Genomic DNA, 19,294 nt, shown 5'->3' with positions numbered 1-19,294 from the left:
GCGTGAATGAGTGGAACTGCGCCAGCCTATGCGGGCCCATGGACAGTCTTTGAACCGGCTCACCGAAGGCTGGACTCAGCGCCCGATATCCGTTCGTGGACGACACCACTTCACACCAGTTCGCGCCGCTCCCCATCCACCACGAGCGCCTGCCCGTCACGCATCTGGAGGTGCTTGACGCCGCTGCGTTCATACACCTCGACGACCTTCTCCAGCAGCTCCGTCTCCGGGTGCCCCGGCGAGTTGAGGTGCGGCACGATCGCCTCGTCGAGCACCCCGAGCCCGTCCCAGACCACCTCACCGTCGACGTCCTCGACGGGATCACACAGCTCCAGCCCACGCAGGCTCGGGGCCAGCACGCAACAGCCCGCGCTGTACCCGGCGTACACGACGGTCTCCGAGGTGATCAGTCCGGGCAGGACCTTGTCGGCGCCACTGGCGGCCATGGCGGCTCGGAGTACGAAGACGTTGCCGCCGCGGACCCACAGGCCGTCGTACTCCGTGAGGCGCGCGCCGAGGTTCTGGCCGGCGCGGGCGCCGCGTTCGGAGTACGAGCGGAGGTCGAGTTCTTCGGGGTGGAGTCCGAGGTCGCGGAGCCAGGTCAGCTCAGCGACGACTTTGGCCCGGCGTACTGCGGGATCTTCGGCGTCGATGGCGTTGCAGATGACAGCTGTCCGTCCTGCCTCCGGGAGCAGGGCGACCAGGTGCTCGGGGTGGTCGCCCAACCGGAAGGAGGACAGGTACAGCTTCATCGCTACTGGTCGGCGGCGAGTTTGTTCAGGGCGTTGTCGAGGTCGGCCGGGTACTCCGACGCGTACTCGACGTACTCGCCGCTGCCGGGGTGGGTGAAGCCGAGGCGCATGGCGTGGAGCCATTGGCGGGAGAGTTCGAGGCGTTCGGCCAGGACCGGGTCGGCGCCGTAGGTGAGGTCGCCGGCGCAGGGGTGGCCGATGGCCGACATGTGGACTCGGATCTGGTGCGTCCGGCCCGTCTCGAGGGTGATCTCGAGGAGGGTGGCGAAGCGGAAGGCCTCGAGGGTCTCGTAGTGCGTGACGCTCGGTTTGCCGCCCGCTACGACGCCGAACTTGTAGTCGTGGTGCGGGTGGCGGTCGATCGGGGCGTCCACGGTGCCGGTGAACGGGTCGGGGTGACCTTGGACCAGCGCGTGGTAGATCTTCTTGACCGTGCGCTCCTTGAAGGCGCGCTTGAGCACGGTGTAGCTGTACTCCGTCTTGGCGACCACCATCAGGCCCGACGTACCGACGTCGAGGCGGTGGACGATGCCCTTGCGCTCGGCCGCCCCGCTGGTGGAGATGCTGAAGCCGGCTCCGGCGAGGTGGCCGATCACGGTCGGGCCGGTCCAGCCCGGTGACGGGTGGGCGGCGACTCCGACCGGCTTGTCGACGACGATGATCTCGTCGTCGTCGTGGACGATCCGGAGGTTGTCGACGGTCTCCGGTACGACGGTGATCTCGCCCGGGGGTGCGGGGAGCTCGACGTCGAGCATGACGCCGGCGGAGACGCGGGCGGACTTGAGTGCCGGGGAGCCGTCCATCTGGACCAGGCCGGACTCGATCATCTCGGCGGCCTTGGTCCGGGAGACTCCGAACAGGCGCGACAGCGCGGCGTCGAGCCGCTCACCGGCGAGCCCGTCGGGGATCATCACCGTGCGTGCGTCGCCGCTCATTTCTTCCCCACGTCCTTGGTTCCATCCAGCCGGATCCCGCGCAAGGTCTGGATCACCAGCAGGATCGCCGCCGACGTCACCGCCATGTCCGCGACGTTGAAGATCGCCCAGTGCGGCGTCTGCAGAAAGTCGACCACATGCCCGTGGAACGGCGACGGCTCGCGGAACACGCGGTCCGTGATGTTTCCGATCGCCCCACCGAACAACAGCCCGAACGCCACGGCCCACCCGACCGACCCCAGCTTCCGGGACAGATACACCACCCCGACCGCCACGATGATCTGAATCGCACTGATCACCGGCGTCAGCCCAGACCCCAAACTGAAAGCCGCCCCCGGATTCCGAATCAGATTGAACTTCAGCAACGACCCGACGACACTGACCGGCTCCCCCGGCGCCAGATGATGCAGCGCCAACACCTTCGTCAACTGATCCAAGCCCAGGACAAGCAGCCCAACCACCGCGAAGACCACAACAAGCCCGCGCCGCCCACCGGCTGCGCCGGCGGGCGGCGCGTCAAAGGCGGAGTCGTCGGAAGCCTCGTCACCCGTGGCAGGGGAAGCCGGCAACGCGGCTTCGCCGCTAGCCGGCGAGCTGCTGGCTGTGCCAGCGCTCTCGCTGGAGCCCACGGCGGCTGAGACCGAGCTGGCCGCCTCAGCACCCGCGGGGGCGGGGGCGGGGGCGGTAGCCGGAGCCGCCGCGGGCGTCGTACCGGGGTCGGCTGGGGACGGCGAGGAACCGGCCGACTCGAGGTCGGCCGGTTCCGGCTTGGGGTCTGGTGAGTCGTCCGCTGGCAGGTCGGACGGTTCGGGGTTGCTCAGCGGCGTTCTTCGCGTTCTTTGCATGACACGCACAGTGTCGCACGGGGGAACGCCTGCAACCGACCCTTGCCGATCGCCTTGCCGCAGCTCTCGCAGACGCCGTAGGTGCCGTCGTCGATCCGGGACAGGGCGCGCTCGATCTGGTCGAGCATGTCGCTCGCGTTCCGGGCCAGCGACATCTCGTGGTCGCGCTCCAGCGTCGTCGACCCGACGTCGGCCTGGTCGTTGCCGGCCCCGTCGCCACCGTCGCGGAGCAGTCCGACGATCTCCTGCTCGGCGTCGCGGATCTCTTCCTTCAGGTGGATCGCGTCGGCCTCCAGCTCACCGCGCAGCTCCTCCATCTCGGCCGCCGTCCACGGCGTCTCGCCGTCCTTGACGGTGAAGTTCTCGGCCTTCTTCGCAGGCACCTTGGCCGGTGCAGTCGCCGGACTGCGGTTCTCGTTCGTCTTCATGGCCACCCTCTTCGTCGGAGTCTGCTTGGCAGCGGCCTTCTTCGCTGAAGGCTGGTTGGCCGGTGCCTTGGTGGCGACCGGTTCGGCGGAATTCGCGGCGCTCTTCGCGGCCGCGGCGGGATGTCTGGGGGCGGACTTCTTCGGAGCCGATGTAGCCATGGTCGACTACCCCCTGCCTTCGTCGGAGACTGAAGCGGACTGGTCGCAAGACAGTAGGTCACGTGAAGGCCACGTGCCAGCCCGACGCGCAGACCGTGGACATACGGTAGTCGGTTCTTCAAGCCCACTCGATGTTCCGCGCGTCACAGCCGCGTCTCGGAGCTTCTTCAGTGAAGCAATTGCTTCAGTTTCGGCACCGTCTCAGCAACCCGCACGAGCATTGTGGGGGACGGATCTTGTCCTGACCAGCGATTAACGATTCGTAGCCGGATGGTACGGAGTCGTACACTGGCCCGGCACACCGCAAGGCAGTGATGGGGCGATCACCCCGGAGCCGCCGGAAGAACGGTCCATCACGGACTCAGTAGACCCGGCAGCGGAGCGTAACGAAGTGGGCAGGTCCCCCGGGACCGGCCAAGGAGGGTGGTACCGCGGAGCCCGGCGACGACGCCGAGGCCTCGTCCCTTCGTCCGGCAGGCACGACGCTCGACGAAGGAACCAAGGAAATGGCGGAGAACACCCCCACCAACGGATGGCTGCAGATCCCGGCTCAGGTCGATCTGCCCGCGATCGAGCGCGACGTGCTCGCGCACTGGGACGAGCAGGACACCTTCGCCAAGAGTCTCGCGCAGACCGCCGGCAGTGAGCCGTGGACCTTCTTCGAGGGCCCGCCGACCGCGAACGGCATGCCTGGCACGCACCACATCGAGGCGCGCGTCTTCAAGGACGTCTTCCCGCGCTACCGGACGATGAAGGGCTTCTCGGTCGAGCGCAAGGCCGGCTGGGACTGCCACGGCCTACCGGTCGAGGTCGCGGTGGAGAAGGAGCTCGGCTTCAGCGGCAAGAAGGACATCGAGGCCTTCGGGATCGCCGAGTTCAACGCCAAGTGCCGCGAGTCGGTACTACGGCACGTCGACGCCTTCGCCGACCTGACCACCCGGATGGGCTACTGGGTGGACATGGAGCACCCGTACCGGACGATGGACCCGGAGTACGTGCAGTCGGTCTGGTGGTCGCTCAAGCAGATCCACGACAAGGGTCAGCTCGTCGAGGACTACCGGATCACTCCGTACTGCCCCCGCTGCGGCACCGGCCTGTCCGACCACGAGCTCGCCCAGGGCTACGAGACAGTCATCGACCCGTCGGTGTACGTCCGCTTCCCGCTCACCTCGGGCCCGCTGGCCGACAAGGCGTCCCTCCTGGTCTGGACGACGACTCCCTGGACGCTGGTCTCCAATACGGCGGTCGCTGTGCACCCAGACGTCGACTATGTGGTCGCCACCGACGGCAACGAGTCGCTGGTCGTGGCTGAGCCGCTGCTGAGCGCGCTGGGCGAAGGCTGGACGGTCACTGATCGGTACGTCGGACATGACATGGAGCACTGGGCGTACCAGCGGCCGTTCGAGCTGGTGGAGTTCACTGAGGCGGCGCATTACGTAGTACTGGCCGACTACGTGACCACTGAGGACGGTACTGGTCTCGTACACCAGGCTCCTGCGTTCGGTGCCGACGACCTCATCGTCAGCCGCGCCTATAACCTCCCGGTGGTCAACCCGGTCGAATCCGACGGCACATTCAAGGCAGACGTGCCGCTGGTCGGCGGACAGTTCTTCAAGAAGGCCGACGAGGACCTGGTCAACGACCTGCGCGATCGCGGCGTCCTGTTCAAGCACGTCCCGTACGAGCACCCGTACCCGCACTGCTGGCGCTGCCACACCCCTGTCATGTACTACGCGCTGCCGTCCTGGTACATCCGCACCACCCAGGTGAAGGACGCCCTGCTCCGCGAGAACGAGAAGACGAACTGGTACCCGGACTCGGTCAAGTGGGGCCGGTACGGCGACTGGCTGCGCAACAACATCGACTGGGCCGTCTCCCGCTCCCGCTTCTGGGGTACGCCGCTGCCGATCTGGCGCTGCGCCGACGACCACCAGGTCTGCGTGGGGTCGCTGGCCGAGCTGGGCGAGCTGGCCGGCCGCGACCTGAGCGCGACCGACCCGCACCGGCCGTTCGTCGACGACATCACCTTCGCCTGCCCGACGTGCGGCGAGGAGTCGACCCGGGTCGCCGAGGTGATCGACGCCTGGTACGACTCGGGCGCGATGCCGTTCGCCCAGTGGGGCTACCCGTGGGCCGACGGGTCGCAGGAGAAGTTCAAGAAGTCGTACCCGGCGGACTTCATCTCCGAGGCGATCGACCAGACCCGTGGCTGGTTCTACACGCTGATGGCGATCGGCACGCTGGTGTTCGACGAGTCGTCGTACCGCAACGTCGTCTGCCTCGGGCACATCCTGGCCGAGGACGGCCGGAAGATGTCCAAGCACCTGGGCAACATCCTCGAGCCGATCCCGCTGATGGACAACCACAGCGCCGATGCAGTCCGCTGGTTCATGGCCTGCTCCGGCTCGCCGTGGAAGGCGCGCGGCATCGGGCCGAACGTGCTCAACGAGATCGTCCGGAAGGTCATGCTGACCTACTGGAACACGGCCGCCTTCCACGCCCTGTACGCCCGGTTGGCCGACTGGTCGCCGACGGCTGCCGCTCCCCCGGTGGCCGAGCGCTCGGTGCTCGACCGGTGGCTGGTCAGCGAGACGCACCGGCTGGTCCGGGACACTGACGAGGCGTACGCGGCGTACGACACGCAGAAGCTCGGTGCGCTGATCAGCCAGTTCGTCGACGTGCTGTCCAACTGGTACGTCCGCCGCTCGCGCCGCCGCTTCTGGGCGGGCGACGCCGGCGCGCTGGCCACGCTGCACGAGACGCTCGACGTGCTGACCCGGCTGATGGCGCCGCTGACCCCGTTCGTCACCGAGCGGGTCTGGCAGGACGTATTCCGCCCGGTCACGCCGGGCCTGGCGGAGTCGGTGCACCTTGCCGCCTTCCCGGAGTACGACGAGACGCTCATCGACGACCGGCTGGCCACGCACGTGTCCATGGCTCGACGCGTTGTCGAGCTGGGTCGGTCGGCTCGGGCCGAGGCGAAGGTCCGTACGCGGCAGCCGCTCGGCCGGGCGCTGGTCGGGTCGGCCGCGATCGCCGACCTGGACGACGAACTGCTGCGTGAGATCGCCGAGGAACTGAACGTCGGCACGGTCGCTCCGCTGTCGTCGGCCGGTGAGGACCTGATCGACTACTCGGCGAAGGGCAATTTCCGCGAGCTCGGCAAGCGGTTCGCCAAGCAGACCCCGGTCGTGGCCGCCGCCATCGCCGCAGCGGATGCGGCCGGCCTGGCCGCAGCACTCAAGGCCTCCGACACGGCGACCGTACTGGTCGACGGCGAAGAGGTCCAGGTGAGCGCTGCCGAGGTGCTCCTGTCCGAGCGCCCGCGCGAGGGCTGGTCGGTGGTCAACGAGCAGGGCGAGACCGTTGCCCTCGACCTCGAGATCACCCCCGAGCTCAAGCAGGCAGGCCTCGCCCGCGAGGTGGTACGGACGTTGCAGGAGGCCCGCAAGAGCTCCGGCCTCGAGGTCTCCGACCGCATCACCGTCTGGCTGACCAGCACGGATTCGGAGCTTTCCGATGCCCTGGGCAAGCATGCGGACGAGATCGGCCGCGAGGTCCTGGCCACCACCCTCACCCAGTCGGCTCCCCCGGCGACGGACGAGTTGACCACCGGAACCGACGATGACCTCGGTCTGACCTACTGGCTCACCAAGGCCTGACGGTTCAGCGCGGCGGGGCGACCCGCCGCGCTCGCAGGGTGGGAGCAGCTCCCAAGTGGTGCAGCGTGTCGATCAGCAGCAGCCGCGCCGCTTCGATGCGGTCGGCACCTAACGCGGCCTGAAGCTCCGCGTCGATCGCGGCGCGGTGCTTGCGGGCGGCGGCAATGATCGCGTTGCCGCGAGCGGTCAGGGTGACGAGCTTGGCTCGGGCGTCCGCCGGGTCGGGGTGCCGCGACAGATAGCCGCGGGCCTGCAGGTCGGCCACCGACTTGGATGCGGCTTGCTGGGTGACGCCGAGCAGCTCGGCCAAGGTGCTGATCGTCACAGGCGCCGTGACCAGATGCTGGAAGACGACGCCGTCGGCGAAGCGGGAATCCTCGAAGCCGTCAGCCGAGAGCCGGCGTTGGAGTTCGTCGGCGAGAGCCCAGCCGGTGAAGAGCGAGGCCAGCGAGAGGTCGGCGTCGGCGGGGTCGAAGTCTGCCATGCCCGAACTGTACAACCTTGGTTGTGCATCAGGTAATCTACAACCATGGTTGTGGAAAATGTGCAGAGTGAGTTCATCGAGGTGGCGCACCGGATCGTCTGGTGCACGGTGGCGACCGTTGATCGGCGCGGGCGGCCGCGATCGCGGGTGCTGCATCCGTACTGGGAGTTCGACGGCGACCAGCTGGTCGGCTGGATCGTCACCAGACCGACTCCGGTCAAGGTGGCCCACCTGGCCAACTCGCCGTACCTGAGCTGCAGCTACTGGGATCCCACTCACGACACCGCGATCGCGGACTGTCGGGCGGAGTGGATCGACGACGTGCCGACCCGGCAACGCGTCTGGGAGCTGTACCGCGAAGCCCCCGAACCACTGGGCTTCGACTTCTGGAAAGTCTTCGACGGTGGACCGTCGAGCGAAATCGTCTCGCTCCTGAGACTGACGCCCTATCGGCTGCGGATCACCGACGTGGCGACGCTCAGCGGACAGAAGGCCCCACTCAGCCGGCCGTGAATTCCGGCGGCCGGCAGTGGGAACCCTTAGTCACGAAAGAACAACCCTGAGTCAGAAAAGTCCGGACATGACAAAGAGGCGGTGCTGCCGGATTAGCACCGCCCCTAGTCACGCCAAAGACCAGGTACTGCTGGTAACTCTCAGTGCTTAGACGCCGTGACCGTGAGCCTGGGCGCGGGCCTCCGGGCGGAAGCCGTTGCGCGGGCTGAGCGTGTCGTCGCCGTTGCCGAGCGCCTTGAGCTGCTCGGTGAAGTACGTCTTCAGGCGGCTGCGGTACTCACGCTCGTACGCGTGCAGGTCGTCGATGGTGCGCTCGAGCTGACCCTTCTGCTTCTCCAGCGTGCCGAGCATCTGGGCGCGGCGCTCGGCGATCTCGCCGTCGAGCTTCTCGGCGCGGGCGCGGGCCTCACCGGTCATCCGGTCGGCCTTGCCACGAGCCTCGTTCTCCAGCCGCTCGGCCTTGGCGCGGGCCTCGCCGATGATCTTGTCGGCGGTGTCCTTCGCCTCCTGGACCAGGTCGTCGGAGTGCTTGGTGGCCATCTCCAGCAGCCGCACGGCGGAGCTGGAGGCGTCGCCGACGGTTCCTGCTGCCGCAGCAGCCCCCGCGGCGGCTACAACCGGAGCGACGACTGGCGGCGGCTCTTCCTTGGGCTTCTCGACGACCACAGGGGCCGGCTTGGGCTGCTGCACGACAGGCGGCAGGGCGGCGGTCTGGTCGACCACCGGTCGGTCCTGCCCACTGCCGGCACGCTGGGCCGCGGCTAGCTTGGCCCGCAGCTCCTCGTTCTCGGCGAGAAGTCGCTCGAGCTCGGCTTCGACCTCGTCGAGGAAGGAGTCGACCTCAGTGACGTCGTAGCCCTCCCGCAATCGGACGGGCGTGAACTGCTTCGAGCGGACGTCATCCGGCGTCAGCGGCATCTTTCACCTCGTTTGTCTGTGTCCTTGGCGGAGTCGTCGTGGCCTGGACCTCGGCGACTCAGTAGATCACGTTATCGCTTCGTTGTGTTCTGGCGGAATCCGGGCGGGCGATAACGTTCCCCATGGTCGGTGTTTCCGGGCGGTTCCTACCCAGCTGCTCGCATCCTCACGCTTGTCGTCACCGGCTCAGATCGACCGGATCGCGGTGGAGTTGATCGACATCGCCAGCGAGACGAGGACGAACAACATCAGCATCGACAGGTCGACCCGGATGCCACCCGCGCCGATCGGCGGCAGGATCCGGCGCAGCGGCCGGAGAAACGGATCGGTCACCGAGTAGATCAGCTCGAACAGCAACAGCAGCGGCCCTTTCGGGTGCCATTGCGGCGCGAACATCACGATCAGGCTGAGGACGAACCGGGCCACCAGCATCAGGAAGAAGGCGAGCAGAACCCAGCTCAGAACACCGAGGACGAGCACGAGAGCATCCATGTCAGACAAGAGTGTAGAAGACGGCCGAAGCCACGTCCTCAGCTCTGGTTGTAGAACCCGTCGGCGGCGATCTTTTCCTTCTCCTCCGCGGCCAGCGTCACGTTCGGCGGGCAGACCAGGAAGACCTTGGTCGTGATCCGCTCGATCGAGCCACGGCAGCAGAAGATCAGCCCGGCGGCGAAGTCCACCAGCCGCTTGGCGTCCGCGTGGTCCATCTCGGTCAGGTTCATGATGACGGGGGTTCCGTCGCGGAAGTGCTCACCGATCACGCGCGCCTCGTTGTAGCTGCGCGGGTGCACGGTGGTGATGCGGGCCAACTCGGTAACCTCCGGGGATGATGCGGTGACGCCACGCCGTTCTGGGAACTTGCTGACCGTGCCGACCTGCTCGTCACGACGATCAGGCACCGGCGCTGTCTCGTCGGACTCCCCGTCGACGGCTTCTTCGTCGTACTCGTCGTCGTAGCCGTCGTCGTACTCGTCGTCGTAGCGCGCGTTGTACCGCTCGCCGTCCTCGACCAAGCCGAGGTACACACCCATCTTGCGCAACGCGCCGCTCATGGCCCTCCAGCCCTTCGGTCGAGTCTCGATGTCGACACTAGCCCAGAGGAGTACGTGTACCGAGTAATGCGCGCCCGAGCCGAACGTGTGTCGCCCCACGCCTGATCGCGGCCTCCAGATCGCCGCTCATCCCGGCGGAGATCCAGTCGGCGCCGGGATGTTCGGAGCGTAGCCGGGACGCTACCGCTTCCAGCCCGGCGAACGCCTCGTCCGGGTCGGATCCGAGCGGCGCGACGGCCATCACGCCACCCAGCTCCAGGCCGTCCGCTGCGGCGACTTCTGCGGCCAGCTCCTGCACCTCGGCCGGCGCGACGCCACCGCGGCTCATCCCGGTCGCCACCTCTTCCCGCCCGTACTCCGCCAGGCTCACCTGCAGCAGGCAGCGCAGTACCCGGCCTTCATCGATCGCGGCCCGGGACAGTGCCGTCACCAGCGACGACCGGTCGACCGAGTGCACCACCGAGGCGTTGCGGGCGACCGAACGCGCCTTGTTCGACTGCAACTGCCCAACGAAGTGCCAGGTGACGTCCTGACAGTCGGGCGCCTTGACCTTGAGCTCCTGCTCCCGGTTCTCGCCCAGATCCCGTACTCCGAGTGCCGCCAGCGCACGTACATCGTTGATGGGGAAGGTTTTGGTGATCCCGACGAGGGTGACCGACCCCTCGGGCCTCCCGGCCGCCACACAGGCCGCCTGGATGCGCTCACGCACCGCCTTGACGTTGGCGCTGAGCTCCTCCTCGCGCGTGCCGGTCATGCGGCAAGCCGGACGAGGCCGGCCATCCGGCCACTGACGGGGCCTTCGCGGCGGTACGAGTAGAGGTTCTCCGACTCGATCGTGCAGGAGGTCGCGTTGATGACGGTGCAGTCGAGCTCGGCGAGCTGGGCGGCGACACCGGCGGCGACGTCGATCGACGGGGTGCCCCAGCTCGTCTCGGCGTACGAGGCCGGGACGCGTTCGGCGACCTCGGCGCGCATTTCGTCGGGGACCTCGTAGCAGTTGCCGCAGGCGTACGGGCCGAGCACTGCGGTGATGTGCTCGGCTCCGAGGGCGCGCATGGCCTCGACGGTGGCCGGTACTACTCCGACGTACAGGCCTTTGCGGCCGGAGTGGGCGGCGCCGATCACGCCGTTGGCCTGGTCGGCGAGGAGGACGGGGAGGCAGTCGGCGGCGCGGACGCAGAGCACGACATCGGATTGCGTTGTCACCATCGCGTCAGCCCGCGGTCGCGGATCGATCGCCGTGTCGCCGGGCCCGACGATGTGGACGTCGGGACCGTGGACCTGGTTGACCCGGATCACTCGTTCAGGTGCGACCCCGAACTCGGTCGCGATCAGCCGGAAGTTCTCCGCGATCGCCGACGCCTCATCCCCCTGCGCACTCCCCAGGTTCAGTTCCCCGTACGGCGGTTGGCTCGCTCCCCCGAACCGATCGGTGAAGGCGAAGCGGACACCATCTCGAACCTCGTCATAACCGAACACATCTCAAGGCTATCCGGCACACACCCTCCCGCGGAGCGGAAGCGGTGTCTTGGGACACCAAGCGGTGACCTTGAACACGAAATAGCGTGTCCGAGGTCACCAGTTGGTGTTCAAGGTCGCACCAGTTGGCGCGCTGCGTCTGCTTCCTCGGTGAGGGCGCGACGTGCTGGATCGGCAGCCAACGTGAGGACGTGGTCGAGGGCTCTGCGGTAGGCCTCTTGGAAGGCGTCGGGGGCGGTGACTTCTACGTCGGGGATGACGCCTACGCCCTCCCAGTTGGCCTGGGAGACGGGGTTGAGGGCGCGTTTGATCGGGATGGTGGCTTCGAGGTGGGGGTGGAGTTTGAAGCCGTCGCGGGGGTGGGCGCCGCCGCCGGTTCGCTCGCCGACGACGGTGGCGCGGCCGAGTTGCTGGAGGTCGTAGGTGAGTTCTTCGGCGGCCGAGAAGGTGGTCGAGCTGGTCAGCACCCAGACCGGTTTGGTACCGCCGAAGCGCGGGCCGGGCAGGTGCGGAATGGTCCAGAACTGGCGGACCGTACCGTCGGCGGGAGTGACCAGATCGTTCAGGTGCACCGGTTCGCCTTCGAACAGGTGGCTGCACAGGAACGTCACCATGTCGGGCGAACCACCCAGACAGCCACGCAGGTCGATCACCAGCGCATCCGTTGCTGACAGCAACGACATGGCGGCACTCACGGCCGCGCCGGCATGAGTGGGATCGAAGATCAACGGACGGATCTCGAGTAGACCAATGTTGCCGGCCAGCCGCTCCACCCGGGCCATCCCGCCCGCCGTCAGCTCGGCATGTCGCCGCCATGCCTCGTCCTCGGCGACCGGATCGGTCTCGTCGACCACCTCGTCGACATGGAACTTCAGCCGCAGGTGGCGATCCTGGTTGCCCTCCTGCAGATCGGCCGTCACCAGGGCCGCCAGCTCCTCGGGCTCGGCCAGTGCGTCGTACCGCCCGTCCGCGGCGGCCGCTTTCAGGCGGGTCGCGATCTCGGCCCCGACCTCGGGGAAGACATAGAGCTCGCTGACCAGGGTCGCGAGCCGGTCGATCAGTTCGGAAATCTCGTCTGTGCGCATGCCGAGGATTCAAGCACCGGAATTGACAAAGCGTCAAGAACCCTTGACGCTTGATTCATGACCGACGAGATGGCGGACCGGCTGGAGATCTCCACCGCCGAGCAGTTCAAGGCCCTGGGGCATCCGCTGCGGCACAGGTTGCTGTTCGCGCTCGGGCAGGAGGCGGCGACGATCAGCCAGCTCGCGACCTCACTCGGCACTGCGAAGGGCAACGTCTCCCACCATCTCGGCGTCCTGCGAGACGCCGGCATGGTTCGGGTCGTGGAGACCCGCCAGGTGCGCGGCGGGACGGAGCAGTACTACCGCCGGACGGCGAAGCTGTTCGACTTCACCGGCGAAGGCGAGCGGGCGAGCTCGGCGATCGCCCTGCAAGCGGCAGCGGCCGACCTGCAGTCGTCGACCGGGCAGCCGATGCTCAACCTGCGCAACATCCGGCTGACCGAAGCGCAGGCCGAGGAGCTCCAGACCCGCCTGTCGAACATGGTCCACGAACTGGTGGACGCGGGCCCCGGGGCGGCCCGCTACGGCGTGGTCGTCTCGGTCTACCGTCCCCAGCAATCCGAACCGACGCCGCCCAACTGAAACCGGGCCGGCGCCGGCTGGTCGCCGGCACCGACCCGGTGCACGTCGAGCTGTCGAGCTACTTCAGGAAGTCCGGGATGTCGAGGTCGTCCTCGTCGTTGTCCGGCTTGCGCGGCTGACGCTGCGGAGCCGGCTGGGAAGACGGTGAGTTCGACGGCCCGGTGGTCGGCCAGCTGTGCTGGGTCGGTGCCGCGGGAGTGTGCGGAACCGGTGGCTGGTTCGACGGCTGGGAGGTCGGCTGCGCAGTACGGACCGGCTCGCCGGCCTGCGGGCGCGCCGAGTGCGTAGTACCGCGCTGCTGGTCCGTGTTGGGCACCGGGACCGTGTCATCGGTCGGCGTCCCCGCCGGAGGCTGGTACGCCGGCGCACTCTGGGCAGGAGGAGTCGAATCGGCGGGCTGCGTCTGCGTGCTGGCCGGGGGCGTCCCGTACGGCGGAGGCTGGTTGACCGGCGGCTGGGCAGGAGCAGCCTGCTGCGTGGCCGGAGCCGGCGGCTGCTGCTGGGCCTGAGCCTGCGCTTCGGCCTGGGACGCCCGCGGGACGCCTTGCGTCGCGACGTCTCCACCGGCGGCGGGCAGCTTGTTCTGCGGGCGGGCCTGGCTCATCGCCTGCTCGCGGCGCTTCGGCATCCCGCCGTCGAAGCCGGCCGCGATCACGGTCACCCGGACCTCGTCGCCGAGCGCGTCGTCGATCACCGCGCCGAAGATGATGTTCGCGTCGGTGTGCGCCGACTCCGAGACCAGCTGGGCCGCCTCGTTGATCTCGAACAGCCCCAGGTCGGAGCCGCCGGCGATCGACAGCAGCACGCCGTGCGCGCCCTCGATGCTTGCCTCCAGCAACGGAGACGAGATGGCCGCCTCGGCTGCCGCCACCGCGCGGTCCTCGCCGCGGGACGAGCCGATGCCCATCAGCGCCGAGCCGGCGTTCGACATGACCGCCTTGACGTCGGCGAAGTCCACGTTGATCAGGCCGGGGGTGGTGATCAGGTCGGTGATGCCGGAGACACCCTGCAGCAGCACCTGGTCGGCCTGCTTGAAGGCGTCCAGGACGGAGACGGCGCGGTCTGAGATGGTGAGGAGGCGGTCATTCGGAATGACTATCAGCGTGTCGACCTCTTCACGGAGCGCGGCGATGCCGTCCTCCGCCTGGGTCGCACGCCGCTTGCCCTCGAAGGAGAACGGCCGGGTCACCACACCGATCGTCAGCGCCCCGAGGGAGCGCGCGATCCGCGACACCACCGGCGCGCCGCCGGTGCCGGTGCCACCGCCCTCACCCGCGGTGACGAAGACCATGTCGGCGCCCTTGAGCGCCTCCTCGATCTCCTCCGCGTGGTCCTCGGCGGCCTTCTGCCCGATCGCCGGGTTCGCGCCGGCGCCGAGGCCCCGGGTCTCCTCCCGGCCGATGTCGAGCTTGACGTCCGCGTCGCTCATCAACAGCGCCTGGGCGTCCGTGTTGATGGCGATGAACTCAACGCCCTTCAGACCGTGCTCGATCATCCGGTTGACGGCGTTGACGCCGCCTCCGCCGATGCCGACGACCTTGATGAGTGCCAAATAGTTCTGCGGTGCCGCCACGTCCGCGCCTCTCGCCTCGTTCTGTTCCCGTTATGGCCAGTTGGCCGTCCGAGCTGCGCCTGCCTGGGCCCCTTCCGCCCGCCGGTCGTTCCGGCTGGCGACTGCACTGTCTCAAAAGGGCCTTTACCTCAAGTACATGATTAGAGTTCTGTCAACCCTAGATTCCTTCGAACGCTACGGGAGACGCTCCGGCAATGTCCACGCGCCTCGCCGCCGGTACCACGATGTGTGCCCGATGTGGGCACGGTCACTTCTTTTCCCCTTTGGTGACAGGGAGATCGGGCGCCGAGACGTCGTAGACCGTCGCGTCCCGCTTCATCAGCACGCTGAGTACTTCGGCCTTGCGCTCGCTGTCATCGGCACTGCCCCAGACCACCTTCACCGTGGAGCCGAGGTTGAGGGTGATCGAGTCCGGCGAAGCGGCCGAGATCGACTTCACCTGCGCCCGCAGCGCCTCCGGCAGAGCCGCCGAAACCTTCACCACCGAACTGATCGTGACTTCCCGCCGCGTCCCGACCACCAGCGCCTCGGGCAGATCCACCGGCCGGGCCGGCACCGTCTTGAAGGCCACCCCGGTCGCATCGACCAGCTCGAAGTTGCTGCCGTCGGTGACGACCACTACCGGTACTCGCTCGGTCACGACGATCTTGAGCTGGTTCGGCCAGGCCCTGGTCACCTGGGCATCCGCCACCGACTGGATCGTCCGCACCCGGTCCGCGATCGCGGTCAGGTCGACCTTGGCCAGCGGCGTACCCAGCGGTGCCGCGGCGACCTGGGTGATAGTTGCCACCGGCACCGTATCGGCGCCGGCCACCTTCACCCCGGAGACCGCGAGCACTGACGAGAAGTAGAACAACCAGGCGATGAACCCGGCCACCAGGACGACCAGGCCGCCGGCGGCCCAGGGCAGCCAGCCACGCCAGCGCACCAACCGCTGCCGGCGCGCGAACCGCTCCTGTGCCCGGGCAAGGTCAGTGCTCTGACTCATCTCACCACCGCATCCGCGAACTCACTCCGCGGCCGCCGCCGTCAGCGCGGCCCGCTCGGCCAGCAGGCCGAGCACCTCGGGACCGATCAGCGTCACGTCACCGGCACCTGCGGTGACCACCAGGTCACCCGGCTCGGCGAGGTCCGCGATCAGTTGCGGCACCGCGGACCAGGACTGCTCGAAGTGGACCTGATCGGGCTTCAGCGGCACCTGATGGGCGATCAGCGCGCCGGTGATCCCGGGCTCGGGATCTTCGCGGGCCGCGAAGATGTCCATCACGACCACCTCGTCGGCCAGCGCGAGCGCGTCGGCGAAATCGGTGGCGAAGATCCGGGTGCGGCTGAACAGGTGCGGCTGGAAGCAGACGATCACGCGCCCCTCCCCCGCCACCGTGCGAGCCGCGGCCAGGTCGACCGCGACCTCGGTCGGGTGATGGGCGTACGAGTCGAAGACCCGGACGCCGTCCTCCAGACCCTTGAACTCGAACCGGCGGCCGGTCCCGGTGAAGGCACCGAGCCCTTCGGCCAGGTCCGCGGCGGAGAAGCCGAGCCCGAGTCCGACGGTCAGCGCCGCCGCCGAGTTCAGCGCGTTGTGCTTGCCGGCCTGCTGCAGGTTCACCGCCGGCAGCTTGCGGCCGTGGAACACCGGCACGTACGACTGCGTCGATCCGCTCGCAACGAGCTCGGTGACCTGGGTGTCCGCATCGGGCGATTCCCCGTACGTCCGGACGTCGATCCCCTTGGCGCGGGCGAACTCGACCAGCTCCCGCGCACCGGCGTCGTCGTAGCAGACGACCATGAAGCCGCCGGGCAGGACGCGATCGCAGAACTGCTCGAAGGCGAGCCGGTAGCTGGCCTCGTCGCCGTAGTTGTCCAGGTGATCGGGCTCGACCGAGGTGACGATCGACACCTCGGGGCTGTAGGTCAGGAAGGACTTGTCGGACTCGTCGGCCTCCGCGACGAACAGGTCGCCGCTGCCGTCGTGGGCGTTCGAGCCGGACTCGTTCAGGTTCCCGCCGATCGCGTACGACGGGTCCGCCGCACAGTGCTGCAACGCGACCGTCAGCATCGACGTGGTGGTCGTCTTGCCGTGCGTACCGGCGACGGCGATCGTCCGCCGGCCGACCATGACGGAGGCCAGCGCGGCCGCTCGCGGCAGGATCGGGATCCCCGCGGCGCGCGCGGCGACGACCTCGGGGTTGTTCTCGCGGATCGCGGTGGAGACGACGACGGTGTCCACCTCGGCGACGTGCTCGGCGGCGTGGCCGACCCAGCAGGTCGCGCCGAGGGCCCGCAGGGCGCCGAGCACCTTGCTGTCCTTGCCGTCCGAACCGGAGACCTCGATACCGCGGGCCGCCATGATCCGGGCGATCCCGGACATCCCGGCGCCGCCGATCCCGATGAAGTGCACCCGGCCGAGCTTCTCGGCGGGCAGATGGCTGTCAGGTGCGGTGACGATCACGAGGAAGACCTCACCACATCGAGGATGATCTGCGCCAACCGGTCGTCGGCGTCCAGCTTGATCAGACCCTTGGCTGCGTTGGACATGGCTGTCAGACGCTCGCGGTCGTGCAGAAGTTGCGGAACCGTCGCGCGGACCCAGTCCGGAGTGACCTCGGCGTTGTCCACCAGCAGACCGCCGCCCGCCTCGACCACGGCCTTGGCGTTCTGGCGCTGCTCACCGTTACCGTGCGGCAACGGAACGTAGATCGCCGGCAGGCCGACGCCCGACGCCTCGGTGACCGCGTTCGCTCCCGAGCGGCAGACGACCAGGTCGGCGGCCGCGTAGGCGTAGTCCATCCGGTCGATGTAGTTGAGCACCCGGTACGGATACGGCCCGGTCTGGGCGACCTCGAGGCTGTTCTTCGAGCCGATCGCGTGGATCACCTGGACTCCGGCGGCGAGCAGGTCGGCCGCAGCGCCGCCGAACGCCTCGTTCAGCTGCCGGGCGCCCTGCGAGCCACCGGTGATGAAGACGGTCGGCGCGTCCGGGTCGAGCCCGAAGAACTCGCGCGCCTCGGCCCGCAGCGCGGCCCGGTCGAGCGTGGAGATGGCCCGGCGGATCGGCAGCCCGACGTACTGGGCGTGCGGCAGGTCGGTACCGGGGAAGGAGGTGATCACCGTCTCGGTGCAATACCGGGCGGCGAACTTGTTCGCGATGCCCGGGGTCGCGTTGCCCTCGTGCACGACGATCGGCGTCTTGCGGCGCCAGGCCGCGACGTACGCCGGGGTGGACACGTACCCGCCGAAGCCGACCAGTACGTCCGCCTTGGCCTCGTCGAGTACCTTGCGGGCCGCGCTGACCGAGCTGAGCATCTTGCCCGGTACGGCGAACAGGGCCGGCGTGGGCTTGCGCGGCAACGGGACGGGGGGAATCAGTTCGAGCCGGTACCCGGCCTCGGGCACGACCCGGACCTCGAGTCCGCGCTCGGTCCCGAGCGCGATGATCTCGATCGTCGGGTCTATCCGGCGCAAGGCGTCGGCGGTAGCGATCAGGGGGGAAGTATGGCCGGCGGTACCACCACCGGCCAGGACGATGCTCGGCACAGCTTTCAACGCTCCCGCGTGTTCTCACGGCCAGTACGGCCAGGTGTGCGCCACGAAGACATCCACCCGAACCGGGGCCGCCGGATCTCCTTGAGGGCGGCCTGCGCGCCGGGTTCGGCCTTCGCGAAGGACAGCAACATGCCGATCGCGATCAGCGACGGCAGCAGTGCGGACCCACCGTACGACAAAAGCGGCAGCGGGATACCCACGATGGGTAGCAAACCGATCACGGCACCCAGGTTGACCAGGGTCTGGGCGAGCAGCCAGACGGTGATCCCGGCACTCGCGTAGCGCACGAACGGGTCGGTGTTCCGGGTGGCGATCCGGACCCCGGCGTAGGCGACCGCGAGGAACAGCGCGAGCACGGTGAGTGAACCGATCAGGCCCAGCTCCTCGCCGATCACGGCGAAGATGAAGTCGGTGTGGGCCTCGGGCAGGTTGCCCCACTTCTGCCGGCTGTTGCCGATCCCGACCCCCCACCAGCCACCGGTGGAGAGCGCGTAGAAGGCGTGGTACGCCTGCCAGCCCACGTTGCTCGGATCCGCGAACGGGTCCATGAACTGGGTGACCCGCTTCATCCGGTAGCTCTCCTGGCTGACGAAGAACGCCGCGATCGAGCCGACGATCGCCATCATCGCCACGAACAGCCTGGTCGGCGCGCCGACCACCCAGATCATCCCGATCATCACGGCCATCAGGACCAGCGACGTGCCGAGGTCGTGCTGGCCGACGATCAGCGCGATCACCAGGCCGCAGACCGGCACCATCGGCACCAGCAGGTGCTTCCACTGGGTCAGCAGCTTCTGCTTGCGGGCGTACAGATCCGCGCACCACATGACCAGCGCCAGCTTGGCGAACTCACTCGGCTGGATCTGCAACGGCCCACCGAAGCTGACCCAGTTCGTGTTGCCGTTGACCTCCTTGCCGATGCCCGGGATGTAGGTCAGGACAAGCAGGAAGACCGAGCCCAGCAGCGCGACGTACGCGAGCATCCGGAAGTGCCGGGGCGTCATCCGCGACGCGACATAGGCCATCGGGAGACCGACGCCGACCCAGATCAGCTGCCGGTAGAAGATCGTGTAGCTGTTCCCGGTGGTCCGCAGCGACTGGACGCTGGACGCCGACAGCACCATCAGGATCCCGAGCACCAGCAGCAGACCGCTGGCGCCGAGCAGGATGTGGTACGACGTGAGCGGCCGGTCCAGGACGTCCTTGACCGCCGCCAGCCAGGGCCGCTCGGCCGCCTCGCTGTTCTTGCTCTTGGACTGATCCGTGATCGTCACCCGATCACCT

At 68.2% G+C, this 19,294-nt stretch carries 18 protein-coding genes and 1 pseudogene; 3 read left to right on the top strand and 16 right to left on the bottom strand.

The features are described from left to right. Nucleotides 1-110 precede the first annotated feature (110 nt). From AB0M15_RS14305 to AB0M15_RS14290, 4 genes are read right to left on the bottom strand one after another with little or no spacing between them, the layout of a single operon-like run. A complete protein-coding gene (locus tag AB0M15_RS14305; protein WP_363817744.1) occupies nt 111-752 on the bottom strand; it encodes a Type 1 glutamine amidotransferase-like domain-containing protein in 642 nt (213 codons plus the stop codon). A 2-nt stretch (nt 753-754) separates the two neighbouring features. Further along, entirely contained in the window at nt 755-1,687 is a 933-nt protein-coding gene (locus AB0M15_RS14300; RefSeq protein ID WP_363817741.1) for an RluA family pseudouridine synthase, read from the bottom strand. After that, complete coding sequence (lspA, locus tag AB0M15_RS14295; protein WP_363817738.1) at nt 1,684-2,532, bottom strand: signal peptidase II; 849 nt, start codon at nt 2,530-2,532, stop codon at nt 1,684-1,686. The genes AB0M15_RS14300 and lspA overlap by 4 nt, the downstream gene beginning before the upstream one ends. After that, nucleotides 2,505-3,119, bottom strand: coding sequence for a TraR/DksA C4-type zinc finger protein (locus tag AB0M15_RS14290; protein WP_363817736.1), 615 nt, complete (start codon nt 3,117-3,119; stop codon nt 2,505-2,507). Before AB0M15_RS14290 ends, lspA begins: the two co-directional genes overlap by 28 nt. A gap of 506 nt (nt 3,120-3,625) precedes the next feature. Here AB0M15_RS14290 and ileS point away from each other — a divergent pair. After that, nucleotides 3,626-6,781 (top strand): isoleucine--tRNA ligase, encoded by a 3,156-nt coding sequence (ileS, locus tag AB0M15_RS14285; RefSeq protein ID WP_363817734.1) that lies wholly within the window; start codon nt 3,626-3,628, stop codon nt 6,779-6,781. Nucleotides 6,782-6,785: 4 nt separating this feature from the next. Here ileS and AB0M15_RS14280 read toward each other — a convergent pair whose 3' ends face one another. After that, the gene (locus tag AB0M15_RS14280) at nt 6,786-7,265 is read right to left on the bottom strand and encodes a MarR family winged helix-turn-helix transcriptional regulator (protein WP_363817731.1); all 480 of its coding nucleotides are present in this window, start codon (nt 7,263-7,265) and stop codon (nt 6,786-6,788) included. 45 nt (nt 7,266-7,310) lie between these two features. Between AB0M15_RS14280 and AB0M15_RS14275 the strand changes: the two genes are divergently transcribed. Beyond that, complete coding sequence (locus AB0M15_RS14275; protein ID WP_363817728.1) at nt 7,311-7,778, top strand: pyridoxamine 5'-phosphate oxidase family protein; 468 nt, start codon at nt 7,311-7,313, stop codon at nt 7,776-7,778. 147 nt (nt 7,779-7,925) lie between these two features. Here the strand turns inward: AB0M15_RS14275 and AB0M15_RS14270 are convergent, their stop codons facing one another. The 6 genes from AB0M15_RS14270 to AB0M15_RS14245 all read right to left on the bottom strand — a co-directional run bounded on the left by AB0M15_RS14270 (nt 7,926) and on the right by AB0M15_RS14245 (nt 12,312). Beyond that, nucleotides 7,926-8,696 (bottom strand): DivIVA domain-containing protein, encoded by a 771-nt coding sequence (locus AB0M15_RS14270; protein ID WP_343968484.1) that lies wholly within the window; start codon nt 8,694-8,696, stop codon nt 7,926-7,928. A 186-nt stretch (nt 8,697-8,882) separates the two neighbouring features. After that, complete coding sequence (locus AB0M15_RS14265) at nt 8,883-9,188, bottom strand: YggT family protein (RefSeq protein WP_343968486.1); 306 nt, start codon at nt 9,186-9,188, stop codon at nt 8,883-8,885. A gap of 38 nt (nt 9,189-9,226) precedes the next feature. Further along, complete coding sequence (sepF, locus tag AB0M15_RS14260; RefSeq protein ID WP_363817724.1) at nt 9,227-9,748, bottom strand: cell division protein SepF; 522 nt, start codon at nt 9,746-9,748, stop codon at nt 9,227-9,229. Between the two features lie 37 nt (nt 9,749-9,785). Further along, complete coding sequence (locus AB0M15_RS14255) at nt 9,786-10,502, bottom strand: YggS family pyridoxal phosphate-dependent enzyme (protein WP_363817721.1); 717 nt, start codon at nt 10,500-10,502, stop codon at nt 9,786-9,788. After that, nucleotides 10,499-11,227, bottom strand: coding sequence for a peptidoglycan editing factor PgeF (gene pgeF / locus AB0M15_RS14250; protein WP_363817718.1), 729 nt, complete (start codon nt 11,225-11,227; stop codon nt 10,499-10,501). The genes AB0M15_RS14255 and pgeF overlap by 4 nt, the downstream gene beginning before the upstream one ends. A 110-nt stretch (nt 11,228-11,337) precedes the next feature. Then, complete coding sequence (locus AB0M15_RS14245) at nt 11,338-12,312, bottom strand: S41 family peptidase (RefSeq protein WP_363817715.1); 975 nt, start codon at nt 12,310-12,312, stop codon at nt 11,338-11,340. A 57-nt stretch (nt 12,313-12,369) separates the two neighbouring features. Between AB0M15_RS14245 and AB0M15_RS14240 the strand changes: the two genes are divergently transcribed. After that, nucleotides 12,370-12,894: a metalloregulator ArsR/SmtB family transcription factor gene (locus AB0M15_RS14240; protein ID WP_363817713.1), complete on the top strand. Its 525-nt coding sequence runs from the start codon at nt 12,370-12,372 to the stop codon at nt 12,892-12,894. A 604-nt stretch (nt 12,895-13,498) separates the two neighbouring features. Here AB0M15_RS14240 and ftsZ read toward each other — a convergent pair. From ftsZ to ftsW, 5 genes and pseudogenes are all read right to left on the bottom strand, one after another. Continuing rightward, nucleotides 13,499-14,473 (bottom strand): annotated as a pseudogene (gene ftsZ / locus AB0M15_RS14235) (cell division protein FtsZ); the annotation flags it as partial. Between the two features lie 241 nt (nt 14,474-14,714). Then, nucleotides 14,715-15,455 (bottom strand): FtsQ-type POTRA domain-containing protein, encoded by a 741-nt coding sequence (locus AB0M15_RS14230; RefSeq protein WP_363817710.1) that lies wholly within the window; start codon nt 15,453-15,455, stop codon nt 14,715-14,717. A 21-nt stretch (nt 15,456-15,476) separates the two neighbouring features. Beyond that, complete coding sequence (murC, locus tag AB0M15_RS14225) at nt 15,477-16,916, bottom strand: UDP-N-acetylmuramate--L-alanine ligase (RefSeq protein ID WP_363817708.1); 1,440 nt, start codon at nt 16,914-16,916, stop codon at nt 15,477-15,479. Then, nucleotides 16,913-18,001 carry an undecaprenyldiphospho-muramoylpentapeptide beta-N-acetylglucosaminyltransferase gene (gene murG / locus AB0M15_RS14220; RefSeq protein WP_363817705.1) on the bottom strand — a complete coding sequence of 363 codons (1,089 nt, stop codon included), beginning with the start codon at nt 17,999-18,001 and terminating at the stop codon, nt 16,913-16,915. Before murG ends, murC begins: the two co-directional genes overlap by 4 nt. A 5-nt stretch (nt 18,002-18,006) precedes the next feature. Beyond that, nucleotides 18,007-19,284 (bottom strand): putative lipid II flippase FtsW, encoded by a 1,278-nt coding sequence (gene ftsW, locus AB0M15_RS14215; protein ID WP_363817702.1) that lies wholly within the window; start codon nt 19,282-19,284, stop codon nt 18,007-18,009. Nucleotides 19,285-19,294: the final 10 nt, after the last annotated feature.

The organism is Kribbella sp. NPDC051718 (assembly GCF_040681515.1).
Classification (GTDB): Bacteria; Actinomycetota; Actinomycetes; order Propionibacteriales; family Kribbellaceae; genus Kribbella.
This window is presented reverse-complemented; position numbering and strand designations above follow the sequence as displayed.